This window comes from Dactylosporangium thailandense (assembly GCF_059739745.1).
Genome location: NZ_AP029195.1, coordinates 5,854,316 through 5,867,522 on the forward strand (window position 1 = coordinate 5,854,316; position 13,207 = coordinate 5,867,522).

16 protein-coding genes are annotated in these 13,207 nt (G+C 74.2%); 4 read left to right on the top strand and 12 right to left on the bottom strand.

From position 1 onward, the window contains the following. Positions 1-11: 11 nt before the first annotated feature. Positions 12-698 (top strand): glycosyltransferase family 2 protein, encoded by a 687-nt coding sequence (locus AC6JBM_RS25600; protein ID WP_497986111.1) that lies wholly within the window; start codon positions 12-14, stop codon positions 696-698. Here the strand turns inward: AC6JBM_RS25600 and AC6JBM_RS25605 are convergent. Then, positions 657-1,244 (bottom strand): TetR family transcriptional regulator, encoded by a 588-nt coding sequence (locus tag AC6JBM_RS25605; protein ID WP_350614464.1) that lies wholly within the window; start codon positions 1,242-1,244, stop codon positions 657-659. The genes AC6JBM_RS25600 and AC6JBM_RS25605 overlap by 42 nt on opposite strands. 93 nt (positions 1,245-1,337) lie before the next feature. On the opposite strand from AC6JBM_RS25605, the gene AC6JBM_RS25610 reads away from it, so the two are divergent. Next, entirely contained in the window at positions 1,338-2,300 is a 963-nt protein-coding gene (locus tag AC6JBM_RS25610) for an aldo/keto reductase (protein ID WP_497986112.1), read from the top strand. 4 nt (positions 2,301-2,304) lie between these two features. On the opposite strand, the gene AC6JBM_RS25615 is transcribed toward AC6JBM_RS25610, so the two are convergent. The 5 genes from AC6JBM_RS25615 to gltX form a co-directional block, all read right to left on the bottom strand. Beyond that, complete coding sequence (locus tag AC6JBM_RS25615) at positions 2,305-3,081, bottom strand: D-Ala-D-Ala carboxypeptidase family metallohydrolase (protein WP_497986113.1); 777 nt, start codon at positions 3,079-3,081, stop codon at positions 2,305-2,307. A 32-nt stretch (positions 3,082-3,113) separates the two neighbouring features. Continuing rightward, positions 3,114-4,031 carry an anti-sigma factor RsbA family regulatory protein gene (locus tag AC6JBM_RS25620; protein WP_497986114.1) on the bottom strand — a complete coding sequence of 306 codons (918 nt, stop codon included), beginning with the start codon at positions 4,029-4,031 and terminating at the stop codon, positions 3,114-3,116. After that, positions 4,028-4,822 carry an MEDS domain-containing protein gene (locus tag AC6JBM_RS25625; protein WP_497986115.1) on the bottom strand — a complete coding sequence of 265 codons (795 nt, stop codon included), beginning with the start codon at positions 4,820-4,822 and terminating at the stop codon, positions 4,028-4,030. Before AC6JBM_RS25625 ends, AC6JBM_RS25620 begins: the two co-directional genes overlap by 4 nt. Before the next feature lie 222 nt (positions 4,823-5,044). Then, entirely contained in the window at positions 5,045-6,238 is a 1,194-nt protein-coding gene (locus AC6JBM_RS25630) for a cupin domain-containing protein (protein WP_497986116.1), read from the bottom strand. Positions 6,239-6,319: 81 nt separating this feature from the next. Beyond that, entirely contained in the window at positions 6,320-7,768 is a 1,449-nt protein-coding gene (gene gltX, locus AC6JBM_RS25635; RefSeq protein WP_497986117.1) for a glutamate--tRNA ligase, read from the bottom strand. 171 nt (positions 7,769-7,939) lie between these two features. On the opposite strand from gltX, the gene AC6JBM_RS25640 reads away from it, so the two are divergent. Continuing rightward, the gene (locus AC6JBM_RS25640; RefSeq protein ID WP_497986118.1) at positions 7,940-8,500 is read left to right on the top strand and encodes a hypothetical protein; all 561 of its coding nucleotides are present in this window, start codon (positions 7,940-7,942) and stop codon (positions 8,498-8,500) included. Between the two features lie 34 nt (positions 8,501-8,534). Here the strand turns inward: AC6JBM_RS25640 and AC6JBM_RS25645 are convergent, their stop codons facing one another. The 3 genes from AC6JBM_RS25645 to AC6JBM_RS25655 all read right to left on the bottom strand — a co-directional run bounded on the left by AC6JBM_RS25645 (position 8,535) and on the right by AC6JBM_RS25655 (position 10,818). Further along, a complete protein-coding gene (locus tag AC6JBM_RS25645) occupies positions 8,535-9,506 on the bottom strand; it encodes a hypothetical protein (RefSeq protein ID WP_497986119.1) in 972 nt (323 codons plus the stop codon). Between the two features lie 83 nt (positions 9,507-9,589). Then, the gene (locus AC6JBM_RS25650) at positions 9,590-10,477 is read right to left on the bottom strand and encodes a hypothetical protein (RefSeq protein ID WP_497986120.1); all 888 of its coding nucleotides are present in this window, start codon (positions 10,475-10,477) and stop codon (positions 9,590-9,592) included. Continuing rightward, positions 10,474-10,818 (bottom strand): PadR family transcriptional regulator, encoded by a 345-nt coding sequence (locus tag AC6JBM_RS25655; RefSeq protein ID WP_497986121.1) that lies wholly within the window; start codon positions 10,816-10,818, stop codon positions 10,474-10,476. Before AC6JBM_RS25655 ends, AC6JBM_RS25650 begins: the two co-directional genes overlap by 4 nt. Before the next feature lie 100 nt (positions 10,819-10,918). Here AC6JBM_RS25655 and AC6JBM_RS25660 point away from each other — a divergent pair, with 100 nt between their 5' ends. Then, positions 10,919-11,368: a GNAT family N-acetyltransferase gene (locus AC6JBM_RS25660; protein ID WP_497986122.1), complete on the top strand. Its 450-nt coding sequence runs from the start codon at positions 10,919-10,921 to the stop codon at positions 11,366-11,368. Here the strand turns inward: AC6JBM_RS25660 and crcB are convergent. From crcB to AC6JBM_RS25675, 3 genes are all read right to left on the bottom strand, one after another. Then, a complete protein-coding gene (crcB, locus tag AC6JBM_RS25665) occupies positions 11,361-11,720 on the bottom strand; it encodes a fluoride efflux transporter CrcB (protein WP_350614445.1) in 360 nt (119 codons plus the stop codon). The genes AC6JBM_RS25660 and crcB overlap by 8 nt on opposite strands. After that, complete coding sequence (locus AC6JBM_RS25670) at positions 11,717-12,181, bottom strand: fluoride efflux transporter FluC (RefSeq protein WP_497986123.1); 465 nt, start codon at positions 12,179-12,181, stop codon at positions 11,717-11,719. The genes crcB and AC6JBM_RS25670 overlap by 4 nt, the downstream gene beginning before the upstream one ends. A 152-nt stretch (positions 12,182-12,333) precedes the next feature. Further along, positions 12,334-13,203 (bottom strand): hypothetical protein, encoded by an 870-nt coding sequence (locus tag AC6JBM_RS25675; protein ID WP_497986124.1) that lies wholly within the window; start codon positions 13,201-13,203, stop codon positions 12,334-12,336. Between the last annotated feature and the right edge of the window lie 4 nt (positions 13,204-13,207).

The window sequence follows — 13,207 nt, forward strand, 5'->3', positions numbered from 1 at the left end:
ATCGACCTTGGATGATCGCGCTGCTGCCGGTGTACCGCCCGAGCTTCCACCTCCCCCAGCTGCTCACCGCGCTCGGGAACGACGCACCGGCGGTGGTGGTCGACGACGGCGGCGGCCCCGGGGCGGCCGCGGTGCTGGACGCGGCGCGGGCGCTCGGCGCGACCGTGCTGCACCACCCGGCCAACCGCGGCAAGGGCGCCGCTCTGCGCACCGGCCTCGCCCACATCGCCGAGGCGTGGCCCGGCCGCGGCGTGGTGTGCGCCGACGCCGACGGCCAGCACCGCGCCGAGGACGTGCGGCGGGTCGCCCGGCACACCGAGGTCACCGGCCGCATCGCGCTCGGCGTGCGCGAGTTCGGCGCCGGCGTGCCGCTGCGCAGCCGCATCGGCAACGGGCTCACCGCGGTCCTGTTCCGCGCCGCGACCGGGCGGCGCGTCCGCGACACCCAGACGGGCCTGCGGGCCTACCCGGCCGGGCACCTGCCCTGGCTGCTCGGCATCCCCGGCGACGGCTTCGACTACGAGATGCGCGTCCTGCTCGCCGCCGCGCGCGCCGGCCACCCGATCGAAACGGTGGACGTGGCGACCACCTACCTCGACGACAACGCCGCGTCGCACTTCAGCCCGCTCGGGGACTCGGCGCGCGTGTACCGCCCGCTACTGGCCGGGCTCTTCGGCGCCGACGCTCGCGAAGGCTAGGTCCAGCACCTGCGCGAACCGCCCCGCGCCCCCGGCGGCGATCCAGCCCGCGTAGGCGACGTCGAGGCAGGACAGCGCGGCGAAGACGATCGCCTGGGCGGGCACGTCGCCGCCGGGGCGCTCGCCGAGGCGCTCGCGCATGATCGGGGTCAGGATGCGCGACCACAGCAGGTGCTTCTCCAGGTGCCGGGCGCGCAGCGAGGCGGAGCCGTTCACCACCCGCATCACCCGCAGCGTGCGCTCGGCGTTCGCGTCGGACAGCGCGGCGATCGGCTCCAGGGCCGCCCGCATCGCCCGCCACGGGGACTCCCCCGCCGGCCGGGCCGCGAGGGTCTCGGCGACCAGGTGCCCGGCCGCCGTCGCGTCGCCGATGACGGCGTCCTCCTTGGCCGGGAAGTACCGGTGGAAGCTGCGCCCCGAGATGCCGGCCGCGGCGGCCACGTCCTCCACGCTCGTCGCGTCGAAGCCGCGCTCGTCGAACAGCTGGAGGGCGCGCTCGGCGATCGCCGCGCGCACCGCCTCCCGGGTCTGTTCCCGCAATCCCACGTGATCAGGGTAACCCGCCGCCAAACTTGTCAGCCCCTGACAAATTCGTCGTAGGCTGACAGCAACAGCACGGACTGCAGAGGGGTACGGAACATGCGACAGCGCACACTCGGGCGGCAGGGTCTCACCGTCTCCGAGATCGGCTACGGCGCGATGGGCATCCACCTCGCCTACGGCCCCGGGGACGAGCAGGAGGGCATCGCCACCATCCGGCGCGCCCACGAGCTCGGGGTCACGTTCTTCGACACCGCCGAGCTCTACGGCTGGGGCGAGAACGAGAAGACCGTCGGCCGCGCGGTCAAGGACTTCCGCGACGAGATCGTCATCGCGACCAAGTTCGGATTCACCCGCGACTTCGGGTTCGACAGCCGGCCCGGCCACATCCGCGAGGTCGTCGACAACAGCCTGCGCAACCTCGGCGTGGACCGGATCGACGTGCTGTACCAGCACCGGGTCGACCCGGCCGTGCCGATCGAGGACGTGGCCGGCACGGTGAAGGAGCTCATCGACGCGGGCAAGGTGCAGTACTTCGGGCTGAGCGAGGCCGGTGCGCAGACGATCCGCCGAGCGCACGCGGTGCAGCCGGTGTCGGTGCTGCAGACGGAGTACTCCCTCTTCGAGCGCGACGCCGAGGAGCTGTTCGCGACCCTGGACGAGCTCGGCATCGGCTTCGTGGCCTACTCCCCGCTCGGCCGCGGGTTCCTCACCGGCACCGCGAAGCCGGCGGACGAGTACGACCCGACCGACATGCGCCGGACCGACCCGCGCTGGCAGCCCGGCAACTACGAGCGCAACCTCGCGGCCGCCGAGCGCCTCGGGGAGCTGGCGAAGGCCAAGGGCGCGACGCTCTCCCAGCTGGCCCTGGCCTGGCTGCTGACCCGGGGCGAGCAGGTCGTGCCGATCCCGGGCACCCGCAGCGTCGCCCGGGTCGAGGAGAACGTGGCCGCCGCGGACCTGACGCTGAGCCCGGAGGACCTCGAGACGATCGGCGAGGTCCTCCCCACGGGCGGCTTCGGCGCGCGGTACGCCGGCGGGCGCACGCCCACCTGGGTCTGACGGCTCAGTCGTCGCCGAGCGGGTCGAGGCCGCCGGTCAGGCTCGCCACGCCGCAGTTCGGGGCCGACCAGAAGCGCGACGGGCGGCCGTCGACGTGCGTGTGGTCGTTGTGGTCGGGGTAGCCGGGGCCGAGGATGCCGGCGAAGCCGTGGTTGCGGGCCTCCTGGGCGAGCTGGCACAGCGTCCGGGAGCCCGAGACCAGGTCGGCGGCGTCGCCGTAGAGGTGGCGGCTGCCCGCGGCGCCGCCGACCGCGCTGTTGCACGAGGTGCTGCGGAACCCGCTCGTGACCGTGATCGGCACGTCGCCGAGCGCGTGCCGCAGCGCCTGCAGCTTCCACATGGTGACGAGGGCGTTCGCCTTGGCCGTGGCGGCGGAGACGGCGCCGCCGGTCCAGGTGCTGTTGCAGCTGTTGAGCTCGCCGTAGGAGAAGTTCACCGGCGTGCAGTCGTCGTCCTGCAGCGCGTAGATCTTGGCGAACGTCTGCGGGCCGGCGATGCCGTCGGCGGCGAGGCCGTACGCGCTCTGGAAGCGCTGCACGGCGGCCTTGGTCCCGGGGCCGAACTGCCCGTCGAGGGCCAGCACGCCGCCGGAGCCGGGGTAGCCGGCGACCCGGATCTGCAGCTGGCGGACCGCCTCACCGGAGGAGCCCTGGGCCAGGGTGCCGCTCCAGGTGTAGCAGCCGTCCGCGAGGGCGGGGGACGCGGACACGGCCAGGACCGTGCCGGTGGTGGCGATGGCGAGCAGCGCGGTGGCAGCCACCCGACCGAGACGTCGAAGCATGCATCGAAGTATCTAGATGTACCGCTAAAAAATCAACGACCCATGCGAACCCTGATCACGGTGCCGGCGGGGCCGGTGAACACCTCCACCAGGTCACACATCTGGTGCGTCAGCAGCAGGCCCCGCCCGTGCTCGGCGGTCGGCTCGACGGGGATGCGCCCGGTCAGGGGGTCGCGCAGGAACCCGCCGTCGCTGACCTGGCACACCAGCGCGTCGCCGTCGGCCCACAGGTGCAGCACCCCGCTGCCGCCGCTGTGCCGCAGCGTGTTCGTGGCCAGCTCGGTGACGACGAACTCGAGGTCGGCCGCGCGGTCCTCGGACAGGCCCACGGCCACGGCCCGCTCCCCCACCGCGCGGCGCAGCCGCCGCAGGGCGCCGATCGCGGCGTACGGCATCGCCGTGGCCGCCGACGGGGCGACCAGCGGCGCGTTGCGCTCGGCGAGGGCCGAGTCCGGGGCGTAGTCGGCGCTCGCCGCGAGGCCCGCGATCCCGGCCAGGCTCGGGTGGGCGCGCCGGGCCACGTCCACGTCGGAGGAGTGCAGCCCCACGGTGTCGTACGGGCACAACGCCGTCGCGTCCACCCCCACGAGGGCGCGGTTGACCAGGGCCTCGTGCACGGCGACGGCGGCGCGCTCGGCGCCGGTGCGCCCCACCCACATCGGCTGGCCGAGCAGCGCCGGGCGGCGCCCGGCGTGCCGGGCGCAGTAGTCGAGCAGCGCCGGGATGATCCGGCCCGGGTTGCGCGAGGTGGCCTCGGCGTCCCACCACGTCACGCCGTCGTCGTCGCCGCCCACGCCGGCCCGGATGCGCTCGAGGTCGGCCCCGGGCACGGCCACGAGCACCGGCCGGTCCTCCTCGCGGGCCGCCCGCACGTAGGTGACGGTCGCGTCGAGGTACTCGGCCGCGGTGGCGTACAGCAGCGCCGTGTGCGTGAAGACGGAGCCGGTCATGCGAACACCACCGGGGCCGGCCCGCACAGGCGCACGATCCGCTCGAGGGTCGGCTCGGCACCGAGGATCCGCAGGCCACCGGGGACCGTCCGCGCGGCCCGCAGCAGGGCGGTCACTGCGGTCAGGTCCGCGAAGCGCAGGGCGGCCACGTCGACGACGAGCGGATGGCCGTCGGCGTGCGGGACGAGGTCCGCGAGCACGGGCTCGAGGCAGCCACCGTTGGACGCGTCGAACTCGCCGGTGAGCCGCACGCCGAGCGGCGCCCCGGTGACGGCCAGCCGGGCCAGGGGCGCGTCGCCGTCGCCGTCCGCGGTGGCCGTGTCGGGGTGCACGCGCCCGATCTCGGCGAGCACGCCGGGCTCGAAGCGGCGGGTGTCGTACAGGCACAACCCGATCGCCCCCGAGTGCGCGTAGAAGGCGTTGATCTGCCGCTCGTAGGCGATCAGCCGCTCGTCCGCCAGGTGGCCGCGCGACCAGGCCATCTCGCCCGCGAACCGCACGCCGGCGAAGCCCTCGGCCCGGGCCTGCTCGACCACCTCGCCCAGCATCGCGATCCACGCGTCGGCGTCGAACGGGCGCGTGACGTCGACGGGCGTGGAGACGAACCGGCCGAACCCGGGCACATCGGGCTCATCGAGGTCGGCCCGGTAGTGCACGATCTTGTAGTTGTCCCGCCGCCCGCCGTCGATGAAGCCGGTCAGCGCCTCGCGATGGCTGTCGTCGTCGCCGAACCGCCAGCACACATGATCGCCCGGGGCCAGGTCGGCGGCGGTGGCGGCGTGCGCCTTCATGCGGCCCAGGATACGGTCCTCAGACGCTCAGACGCTCAGACGCTCGGGCGGGAACGGGGCAGCGCCGGCCGGGGCCGGGCGAACAGGTGACCCTGGGCCTGCCCGCAGCGCGGGGCCCGGAGCCGATCGGCCTGCGCGGCGTCCTCGGCCCCCTCGGCGACGCAGGTGAGGCCGGGCGCTGTGATCTCCGTCAGGACCCGCGATCTACGTCAGGACAGCGATCTACGTCAGGACCAGGGCCGCCTCGCGCAGCAGGCGCCGGGCCAGGACGAGCCGGTCGGCGTCGTCGAGGCCGGGCAGGTCGCCGATGCGGTGCGGGCGGCCGTCGAAGGCGGTGCGCAGGGCCGCGGCGCAGGCGTCGGGCATCGCCAGGGTGCGGTCCGGCAGGTGTACGGCGACCCGCCCGCCCGTGGGCTCCTCGAGACGGAACGGCAGCCCGGGCCGGGCCGCGACGTGATCGTCGGGGCCGATGCCGGGCAGCGCGGCGGCCTGGGCGACGGCCCGCAGCGGGGCGGGGCGGCCCGACGTCCACGCCGGCCCGCGCAGCTGGGACGCGAGGTCTTCGGGCGTGACGGTGTCGAGCCAGGCGTGCAGGGCCGCGACCGTGTCGGCGAGCGCGGGCGCGACCGAGTCGCCGTCGGCGGGGTCGAGGCCCAACGGCAGCCCGGCGCGCAGCGTCGGCTCGGACACGGCCAGCCGGGCAAGCGCGTCGAGGACGGTGAGCCGGGTCGGCGCGTGCAGCCCGATCGTGAGGTGCAGCGACCACTCGCCCTCGGTCGTGGCCGCGTGCACCCAGCCTCGGGGCAGGTAGAGCGCGTCGCCGGCCCGCAGCACCGTGTCGATCGCGGGATCGGTGCCGGCGGTCGCGGCGACCTCGTCGGCCGCGCCGCCCCACGGCTGCCGCGGCACCGGCGCCTCCAGCACGGGCGGGTGGACGCGCCACCGCTTGCACCCGCTGACCTGCAGGACGAACACGCCGTGGGTGTCGTAGTGCGGGTCGAAGCCGCGGCTCGACGGCGGGGTGAGGTACGCGTTGATCTGCACGGGCGTGCCGAGCTCCTGGCGCAGGGTGGCCGCGAACGCCACGAGCGGCGGCCACATGCGGTGCAGGCCCTGCAGCACGAGGGTGGCCCCGTCGGCGAGCAGCGCGAGGACCTTCTCGTCGTGCACCTGGTCGCCGATCTCGGCCCCGGCCCCGCCGCCGCCGGTGTAGCGGGCGGCCGGGATGACGCGCCCGTCCTTGGCCATGCGCACGAAGGGGGTCCGCAGCGCCCGGGCGCCGAGGAGGTCGTCGACGCCGTCGACGGTGAGCAGGTCCCGGTAGTTGCCGAGGGAGGGCGAGAGCAGCGGGGTGCGGTCCCAGTACCGCTCGGCGAACTCCGTCTTCGCAACCGAGACGCACCGACGCAGCGCCACGCTGGCTCCCTTGGGACGAATCGGACGGGGGTGACCTCGGGGTTACCCACGTCCGATCGTCCCAATCGGGAACCGGCCCGTTCAGCCCTCGATCGCGGCGGCGGCCTCGCGCAGGCGGGCGGCGGTGCGCTCGGCGCCGAGGGCGACCATGGTGTCGTCCAGCGGCGGCGAGACCGGCTTGCCGACCAGGGCCAGCCGGGCGGTCATGAACGAGCGGCGGCGGTTGGTGCCGGCCTCGGCGACGACCCGGTCGAGGGTGGCGGTGATCTGCTCCTTGCCGAACGGGTCGAGCTGCTCGAGGTTCTTCGCGAACGCCTCGAGGATCGCGCGCGCGTCGGCCGCGGGCAGGCCGTGCTTGGCCAGGTCGGCGGGCTGGACCGTCACGGTGGCGGCGGCGAGCCAGTCGAGCTGCTCGGGGATCTCGGCGAGCTTCTTGGTGCGCTCCCGCAGCGGCACCACGAGCGAGCGCACGTCCTGCGCGGTCAGGCCCTCGGGCAGGAACGGCTCGGCCGCGCGCAGGAACGCCTCGTCGTCCAGGGTGCGCAGGTAGTGGCCGTTGAGCCAGTTCAGCTTGTCGATGTCGAAGACCGGGCCGACGGGGTTGACGCGGGCGAAGTCGAACGACGCCACCATCTCGTCGAACGTGAAGATCTCCTGGCCGTCGGGCATCGAGTAGCCCATGAGCGCGAGGAAGTTGACGAGGGCCTCGGGGAGGTACCCCTCCTCCTGGAACCACTTGAGCCGCGCGGCCGGGTTCTTGCGCTTGCTGATCTTCGAGCGGTCGGCGTTGCGCAGCAGCGGCATGTGCGCGTAGGTCGGCGCGGTCCAGCCGAGCCAGCCGTAGAGCAGGATGTGCTTGGCGGTCGAGCTGATCCACTCCTCGCCGCGGATGACGTGCGTGACGCCCATCGCGTTGTCGTCCACGACGACGGCGAGGTGGTAGGTCGGGAACCCGTCCGCCTTCAGGATGACCTGGTCGTCCGGCTCCGGCGGGGTGATCTTGCCGCGGATCAGGTCCGTGAACGAGATCTTGGCGTCGGCGGGCACGAGCATCCGGATCACCGGCACATCGGTGAACCCGGGCAGCTCGGCGCGCTCCTCGCGGGTCTTGCCGTAGCACATCCGGTCGTAGCCGGTGGGGATCTTCAGCTGCTGCTGGCGGGTGCGCATCTGGGTGAGCCGCTCGGACGAGCACCAGCACTGGTAGGCGTGCCCGTCGGCGAGCAGGCGCTCGGCGACCTCACGGTAGACGGGCAGCCGCTCGGACTGCCGGTAGGGCTCCGCGGGCCCGCCCACGTCCGGCCCCTGGTCCCAGCTGAAGCCGAGCCAGTGCAGGGTGTCGAAGACCTGCTGCTCGCTGCCCTCCACGTAGCGCGTGCGGTCGGTGTCCTCGATGCGGAGGATGAACTCACCGCCGTGCTTACGCGCGAACGCCAGGTTGAACAGGGCGGCATACGCGGTCCCGACGTGCGGGTCGCCGGTCGGCGACGGGGCGATACGGGTGCGTACGGGGGCCTCGGAAGTGCTCACCGACCGAATTTAGCCTACGCGGGCCGCCGGCCTGACCGCAGCTCCGGTTCTCGGCGGGATGATGCCGCCGGCGGCGGCGGCCGGGCGGCGCGAAGGGGGCGGGCGGGCGCCGCGGTCCGGTCCACTGTGGACGACGAGCCCGACGGGCCGGGGCCCGGCTACGATCGCCGGGTGAGCGGACGTTCCTACATGCTGGCGGCCCGGATGCCGATGTCACGCGAGGCGTTCGAGACCTGGCTGGACGAGGCCGCGCCGGGCGTCGAGGCCATCGACAACCCCGGCGCGATCTGGGACGAGTGGACGCCGGCGTACGCGTCCGAGACCGCCCGCGAGCGCCTGGCCGTGCGCGGCGCCGCTGGTTTCGCCCTGGCCCGCCACCGCGACGGGGTGCTGGAGCTGTACCTGTACGACTACTACTACAGCCCCGGCGTCGCCCAGTCCGAGCTGCTCCTGCTCGCCGCGGCCGGGAGGCGCGCCGAGGCCGAGTCGGCGGTCATGTACTGGGGCGGCAACGTGTACCCCGACCTGCCCCTCGGCGGCGACGAGCCCATCGCCGTCCTGCTCACCGGCCCCGACGGGGCGCGCTTCACCGACCGGTACCGGCTCCCGGCCCTGATCGAGCACCTGCGCCCGGTCGAGACCGCGTTCCTGGCCGCCGCGGGGGCCGGCGACGAGGACGCCACCTGGAACCCCGACGGCATGGTCGACCCGGCCCTGCAGCCGGCCGGCTGAGCGCGCACAGGCCACGGCGAACGCGAGCATCGGCTCACGCCGGGGCGTTGCGCGCGGCCAGGGCGTGGAAGAGGCGCTTGGGCTCCCAGTGCCCGTCGTCGTAGGAGCGGACGATGGCGTACGAGGCCATGTCGAGGTCGCGCGCGGGGTCCTGGCGGTGCGGCAGTGCGGGCGCGGCGAACGTGAACACGAACGCGCCCGCGGCGCCCTCCGCGTCGAGGATGCGCAGCAGGTCCATGACCTCGGCGGCCTGCAGCTCCTCGTCGCGCACGAAGTCCCCGGCGAGCCGGTCGCGGTCGTCGCGGTCGACGATCGCCCAGGCCATCCCGCCCTTCTGCTCGGCGCCGCGGTACGCGCAGCAGCCCACCTCGGTCGCGACGACCGGCTTGCCGTGCGCGAGATGCCGCCGGAACCGCTCGCCGAAGTCGTCGCGGTTGCGCCGGCCCCGGTAGGTGTCGACGCACACGAGGTCGAACGGCGTCCAGTCGACGCGTTCGATGGGCGCGGAGGCGTACGACACCCGTCCTTGAAACACCGCGCGCACCGCGCCCGAAAGCTCGGCGAGGAACGCGTTGAGCGGTCTGTTGTGCGACCCGAGCAGCCGCATGCGCGCCATCCGCCCCGGCCGGAGGCGTTCGGCGAGCGTGTCGCCCTTGAGGATGCCGCGCATGAACAGGGTGAGCTCGCACCCGGCGAGCAGGACGATCCGCTCCGGCCCGAGCCGCTGCGCCGCCGCCGCCAGCTCCCGCGCGTTGGCGAGGGTCTCGGCGGCGCCGGCGTCGTGCAGGTGCGGCGAGAGCCAGACCTCGAGCCCGAGCTCGAGCGCGATCCCGGTCGCCGCGAGCAGCCGCTCCCGATCGGTCCCGGACACGCGGACCGCGTCGCAGTGCAGCTCGTCGCGGATGACCGTCAGATCGCGCCGAGCCTCCCCGTCGTCGAACGCGGGCCGCGAGTGGAACGGCCCGGTGACCGTCCCCACGTCGTAGTTGACACCCCGAATCCCCATGCGTCAACCGTAGTTGACAGGCGCCGAGCCGTCAACGCCGGTTGACACGCGGGGCTCGGTCGAGAGGGTTCAGGCGCCGGGGTTCAGGCGCGGGTGTTCAGGGCTTGGGCCACGCTCCGGCGGCGAATCCGCACCGCCACGTCGATCAGCGTCACCAGGATGAGGAGCGCGCCGAGGGACTTCGCCGTCTCGTCCGCCGGGCCGGTGGCGAAGACCGGCCCCGCGCCGATCACCCACGTCATCACCGCGCACAGCACCAGGCTGTGGACCAGGTCCACGGTCCACAGCCCGGAACGCCAGCGGCCCAGCACCGCGAGCACCGCCTGCGTCGCGATGGCGAGGACCAGCAGGACCAGGACGATCGGGCCGCGGTACCGCACGAACGCCCCGTCATAGGCGAGCGCGTCGTAGGCCGCCGGGGCCGCGCGCCCACCCGTGACCAGCCGCAGGGCCGCCGGCGGGTCCAGCAGGATCGCGGTGCCGAGGACGGCGAGGGCCACGGTGAGGATGCGGGCCGGGCGGTTCACGCGGTCGGTCGGCAGCGGGCGCGGGCGCCAGCGCGCCGGGCGGCGCCGACGCAGCCAGGCCGCGGCCGCGAAGCCCGCGAAGAGCAGGCCCAGCCACGCGAAGACGACCGGCCAGGCGGCGTCCGACGCGGCGCGGAGGTCGCGCACCGGCTCGATGAGCTCGCCCAGGAACGCGCCGAACTGGATGATGACCGTGCCGCCCGCGGCCAGCGTCAGGAAGCGGCGGGTGTCCGCCGGGTCGATCAGCGCGGCCGGCGTGCCGTATCGGGCCGCCACCTCCGCCGGGTGACCGAAGCGCCGCAGCAGCTCCGGCACATCGTCCGCGTCGAGCGCCTCCTCGCTCAGCAGGGCACGCAGTTCCAGGGCGACGTCGTGGCGCTGCCGGCGCGGCAGGAGCACGACGACGTCGGCCACATAGCGTGCGATCAGGTCCTCGGTGTTCATGGCGCCGCTCCGCTCTCCAGCAGTGGTTCCATCGCCTGATTGAGCCCGCGCCAGGTGGACGTCAGCCGCTCGTAGAGCCGCAGTCCCTCGGCGCTGAGCCGGTAATACCGCCGCGGCTTGCCCTCCGCGGTCTGCCACTCGCTGCTCAGCACGCCCTGGGCCTCGAGCCGGCGCAGGAGCGGGTAGAGCGTGCCCTCCTCGATCGGCAGCCCCCGCTCGACGAGGGCCTGCCGCAGCTCGTAGCCGTATCGCAGCGAGCGGAGCTGGGAGAGCACGGCGAGCACGACGACACCCCGGCGCAGCTCCTGTTCGAGCTTCTCGTAGACGTCCGCGCTTACCATGCGCCACACAGTACCATGTGGCACACAGCAAAAACCAGGTTGCCCGCGCTGCGAGGATGAGCGCGTGGATGTGCGACGACTTGGGCCCGAAGATTGGCGATTGTGGCGCGATATCCGCCTTGCCGCGCTCGCCGACTCGCCGCGGGCGTTCGCCTCGACGCTGGAGCGGGAGCAGGCCTTCGACGAGGACCGCTGGCGCGCGGGGCTGGAGCCGGCGAGGGGGCTCAAGGCCGTGGCCCGCGAGTCCGATGGCGGCGCCGGGATCGTGGGCGTCTGGGTGCCCGAGGACCGCGACGGCGCGGGCGAGCTGTTCAGCATGTGGGTGCACCCGGCGTGGCGGGGGTCAGGGATCGGGGACCTGCTGGTGGCCGAGGCGCTGCGGTGGGCCGGCGAGCAGGATCTCCAGGCCGTGGACCTCTGGGTCGTCGGCGAGAACGCGGCCGCCCGGCGGCTCTACGAGCGGCACGGGTTCCGCCCGACCGGCGAGTCGCAGCCCTACCCGCCGGACCCCTCGGTCGTCGAATACGTCATGCGGCGCGAGCTCAGCTGAACGCCTGGGCGAGCAGCAGGCCGACGGCGGCCGCGCCCAGGCCGGCCACGACCGAGGCGAGCACGTTCATCGCCGCGTAGAAGCGGGCGCCGTTCTGGGCCAGGCGCAGCGTCTCGTAGCTGAACGTCGAATACGTCGTGAGCGCGCCGCAGAAGCCGGTGCCCAGCACCGCCGTGACGGTTGCGTTCGCGGGCAGGCCGGCGAGCAGGCCGAGCAGCATCGACCCGAAGACGTTGACGGTAAGCGTGCCCCACGGGAACACCGAGTCGTGCCTGGACTGCACGAAACGGTCGGTGAGATAGCGCATCGGCGCCCCGATCGCGGCGCCGAGCGCGACCAGCAGGACGGTCATGGGTTCCTCCCGAGGCGCCGCACGAGCGCATGGGTGGCCGTGCTGCCGGTCCACACCGCGAGGAGCGCGCCGACGACGGTCACGGCCAGGTACGCCAGCGCCGCCCAGGGCGAGCCGGCCGCGGCGGTCTGGTGGATCTCCACGGCATAGGTGGAGAAGGTGGTGTACCCCCCGAGCACCCCGACACCGGCGAACGGCCGGAGCAGGCGCCGCTCGGTGGCCACCTCGTTGACGATGACCATCAGCGCGCCGATCAGCAGGCACCCGGTGACGTTGACGACCAGCGTCGACCACGGGAAGCCGCCGCGGGCGTGCGGCCAGGCCTGGGCCAGGCCGAACCGCGCGAGGGCGCCGCACACCCCGCCGGCCGAGATCGCGCCCAGCACCGGCCACGGACTCGGCCGCAGCTCGAGGCGCTGCGCGCGAATGTGGACATCGACATCGGGGTCGATCTCGGTCACGATGCTCCTTCCCCACCAGGGCATGACACAGCTCCACTGGCAGGGACCGTTGGCGTCGTCGCGGTTCACCCCGGATCGTGCCGGAGTCGGCGGGCCCCACCGCCGTCCGCCTACTGTAGCCCAGCCGTCCGGGCCCGCGGCGGGCAGCGGGGCTACGCCAGCGTCTTGAGACGCCCGCCGATGCCTTCGGCGCGCTCGGTGAGGCGCGTGAAGTCCTCGTCGCCGCGGCGGTCGGCGGCGGCGATGTCCTCGAGGAGCTCGCTGTAGTCGGCCGCGGCCGCGCGGAAGCGCTTGCGGGCGGTCTTGGTCTGCTTGGGCGCGCCGTCGAGATCGACGATCTGCTGGGCCACCGCCGCCATCGCGGCGCTGAGCACCGTCCGGCCGTCCGTCGCCCGCTCGCGGCGCTCCCGGCGGGCGGCGGCGAGGCGGCCGGCACGGCGGGCCCCGAAGTACAGCACCGCCGACCCGGCCAGCACCGACCCGACGGCGGCCGCCGCCACGAGGTAGCGCGGCAGCGACGGGCTGATGGTCCGCGCGTCGGCCGGCACCACGTCGGCCTTGGCCAGCTTGTCGTAGTTGACCGCGATCACCTTGACCGCGTCCAGGGGCCGGTCGGCGAACGGGCCGATGCCCTCGCCGATGACCGACTCGGCCACGAACGCGTCGCCGAAGTGCTCGTCGCCGCTGCCGGGCAGCCGCGAGCAGCCGTACCGGTCGTAGCCGTCGGTCTTGCGGCTGATCACGAGCACGAGCGTGCCGTCGGCGGCGTGCTGCACCGCGTGGCACGCGTCGCGCAGGTCCGCGCCCGGGCGCAGCAGGATGACGACGAGGCGCCGGTTGCCGATCACCCGCTCGGCCGCGGCGACGTCGAGGCCGGTGCCCGGCTCCGCGTAGACCGACTGGGTCCGCACCTGCCGGGCGATCGGCCCGTCGAGGGCGCCGCCGCTCCACGCGGCCCAGCCCGCGAGCGCGAGACAGGCGAGCACGGCCAGCCCGAACGGGGTGGCGATCCAGCGCCGCACGGCC

Coding starts and splice junctions, on each gene's coding strand:
- AC6JBM_RS25600 (WP_497986111.1), top strand. CDS start 12: ATGATCGCGCTGCTGCCGGTGTACCGCCCGAGCTTCCACCTCCCCCAG.
- AC6JBM_RS25610 (WP_497986112.1), top strand. CDS start 1,338: ATGCGACAGCGCACACTCGGGCGGCAGGGTCTCACCGTCTCCGAGATC.
- AC6JBM_RS25615 (WP_497986113.1), bottom strand. CDS start 3,081: ATGCTTCGACGTCTCGGTCGGGTGGCTGCCACCGCGCTGCTCGCCATC.
- AC6JBM_RS25620 (WP_497986114.1), bottom strand. CDS start 4,031: ATGACCGGCTCCGTCTTCACGCACACGGCGCTGCTGTACGCCACCGCG.
- AC6JBM_RS25625 (WP_497986115.1), bottom strand. CDS start 4,822: ATGAAGGCGCACGCCGCCACCGCCGCCGACCTGGCCCCGGGCGATCAT.
- AC6JBM_RS25645 (WP_497986119.1), bottom strand. CDS start 9,506: ATGGGGATTCGGGGTGTCAACTACGACGTGGGGACGGTCACCGGGCCG.
- AC6JBM_RS25650 (WP_497986120.1), bottom strand. CDS start 10,477: ATGAACACCGAGGACCTGATCGCACGCTATGTGGCCGACGTCGTCGTG.
- AC6JBM_RS25655 (WP_497986121.1), bottom strand. CDS start 10,818: ATGGTAAGCGCGGACGTCTACGAGAAGCTCGAACAGGAGCTGCGCCGG.
- crcB (WP_350614445.1), bottom strand. CDS start 11,720: ATGACCGTCCTGCTGGTCGCGCTCGGCGCCGCGATCGGGGCGCCGATG.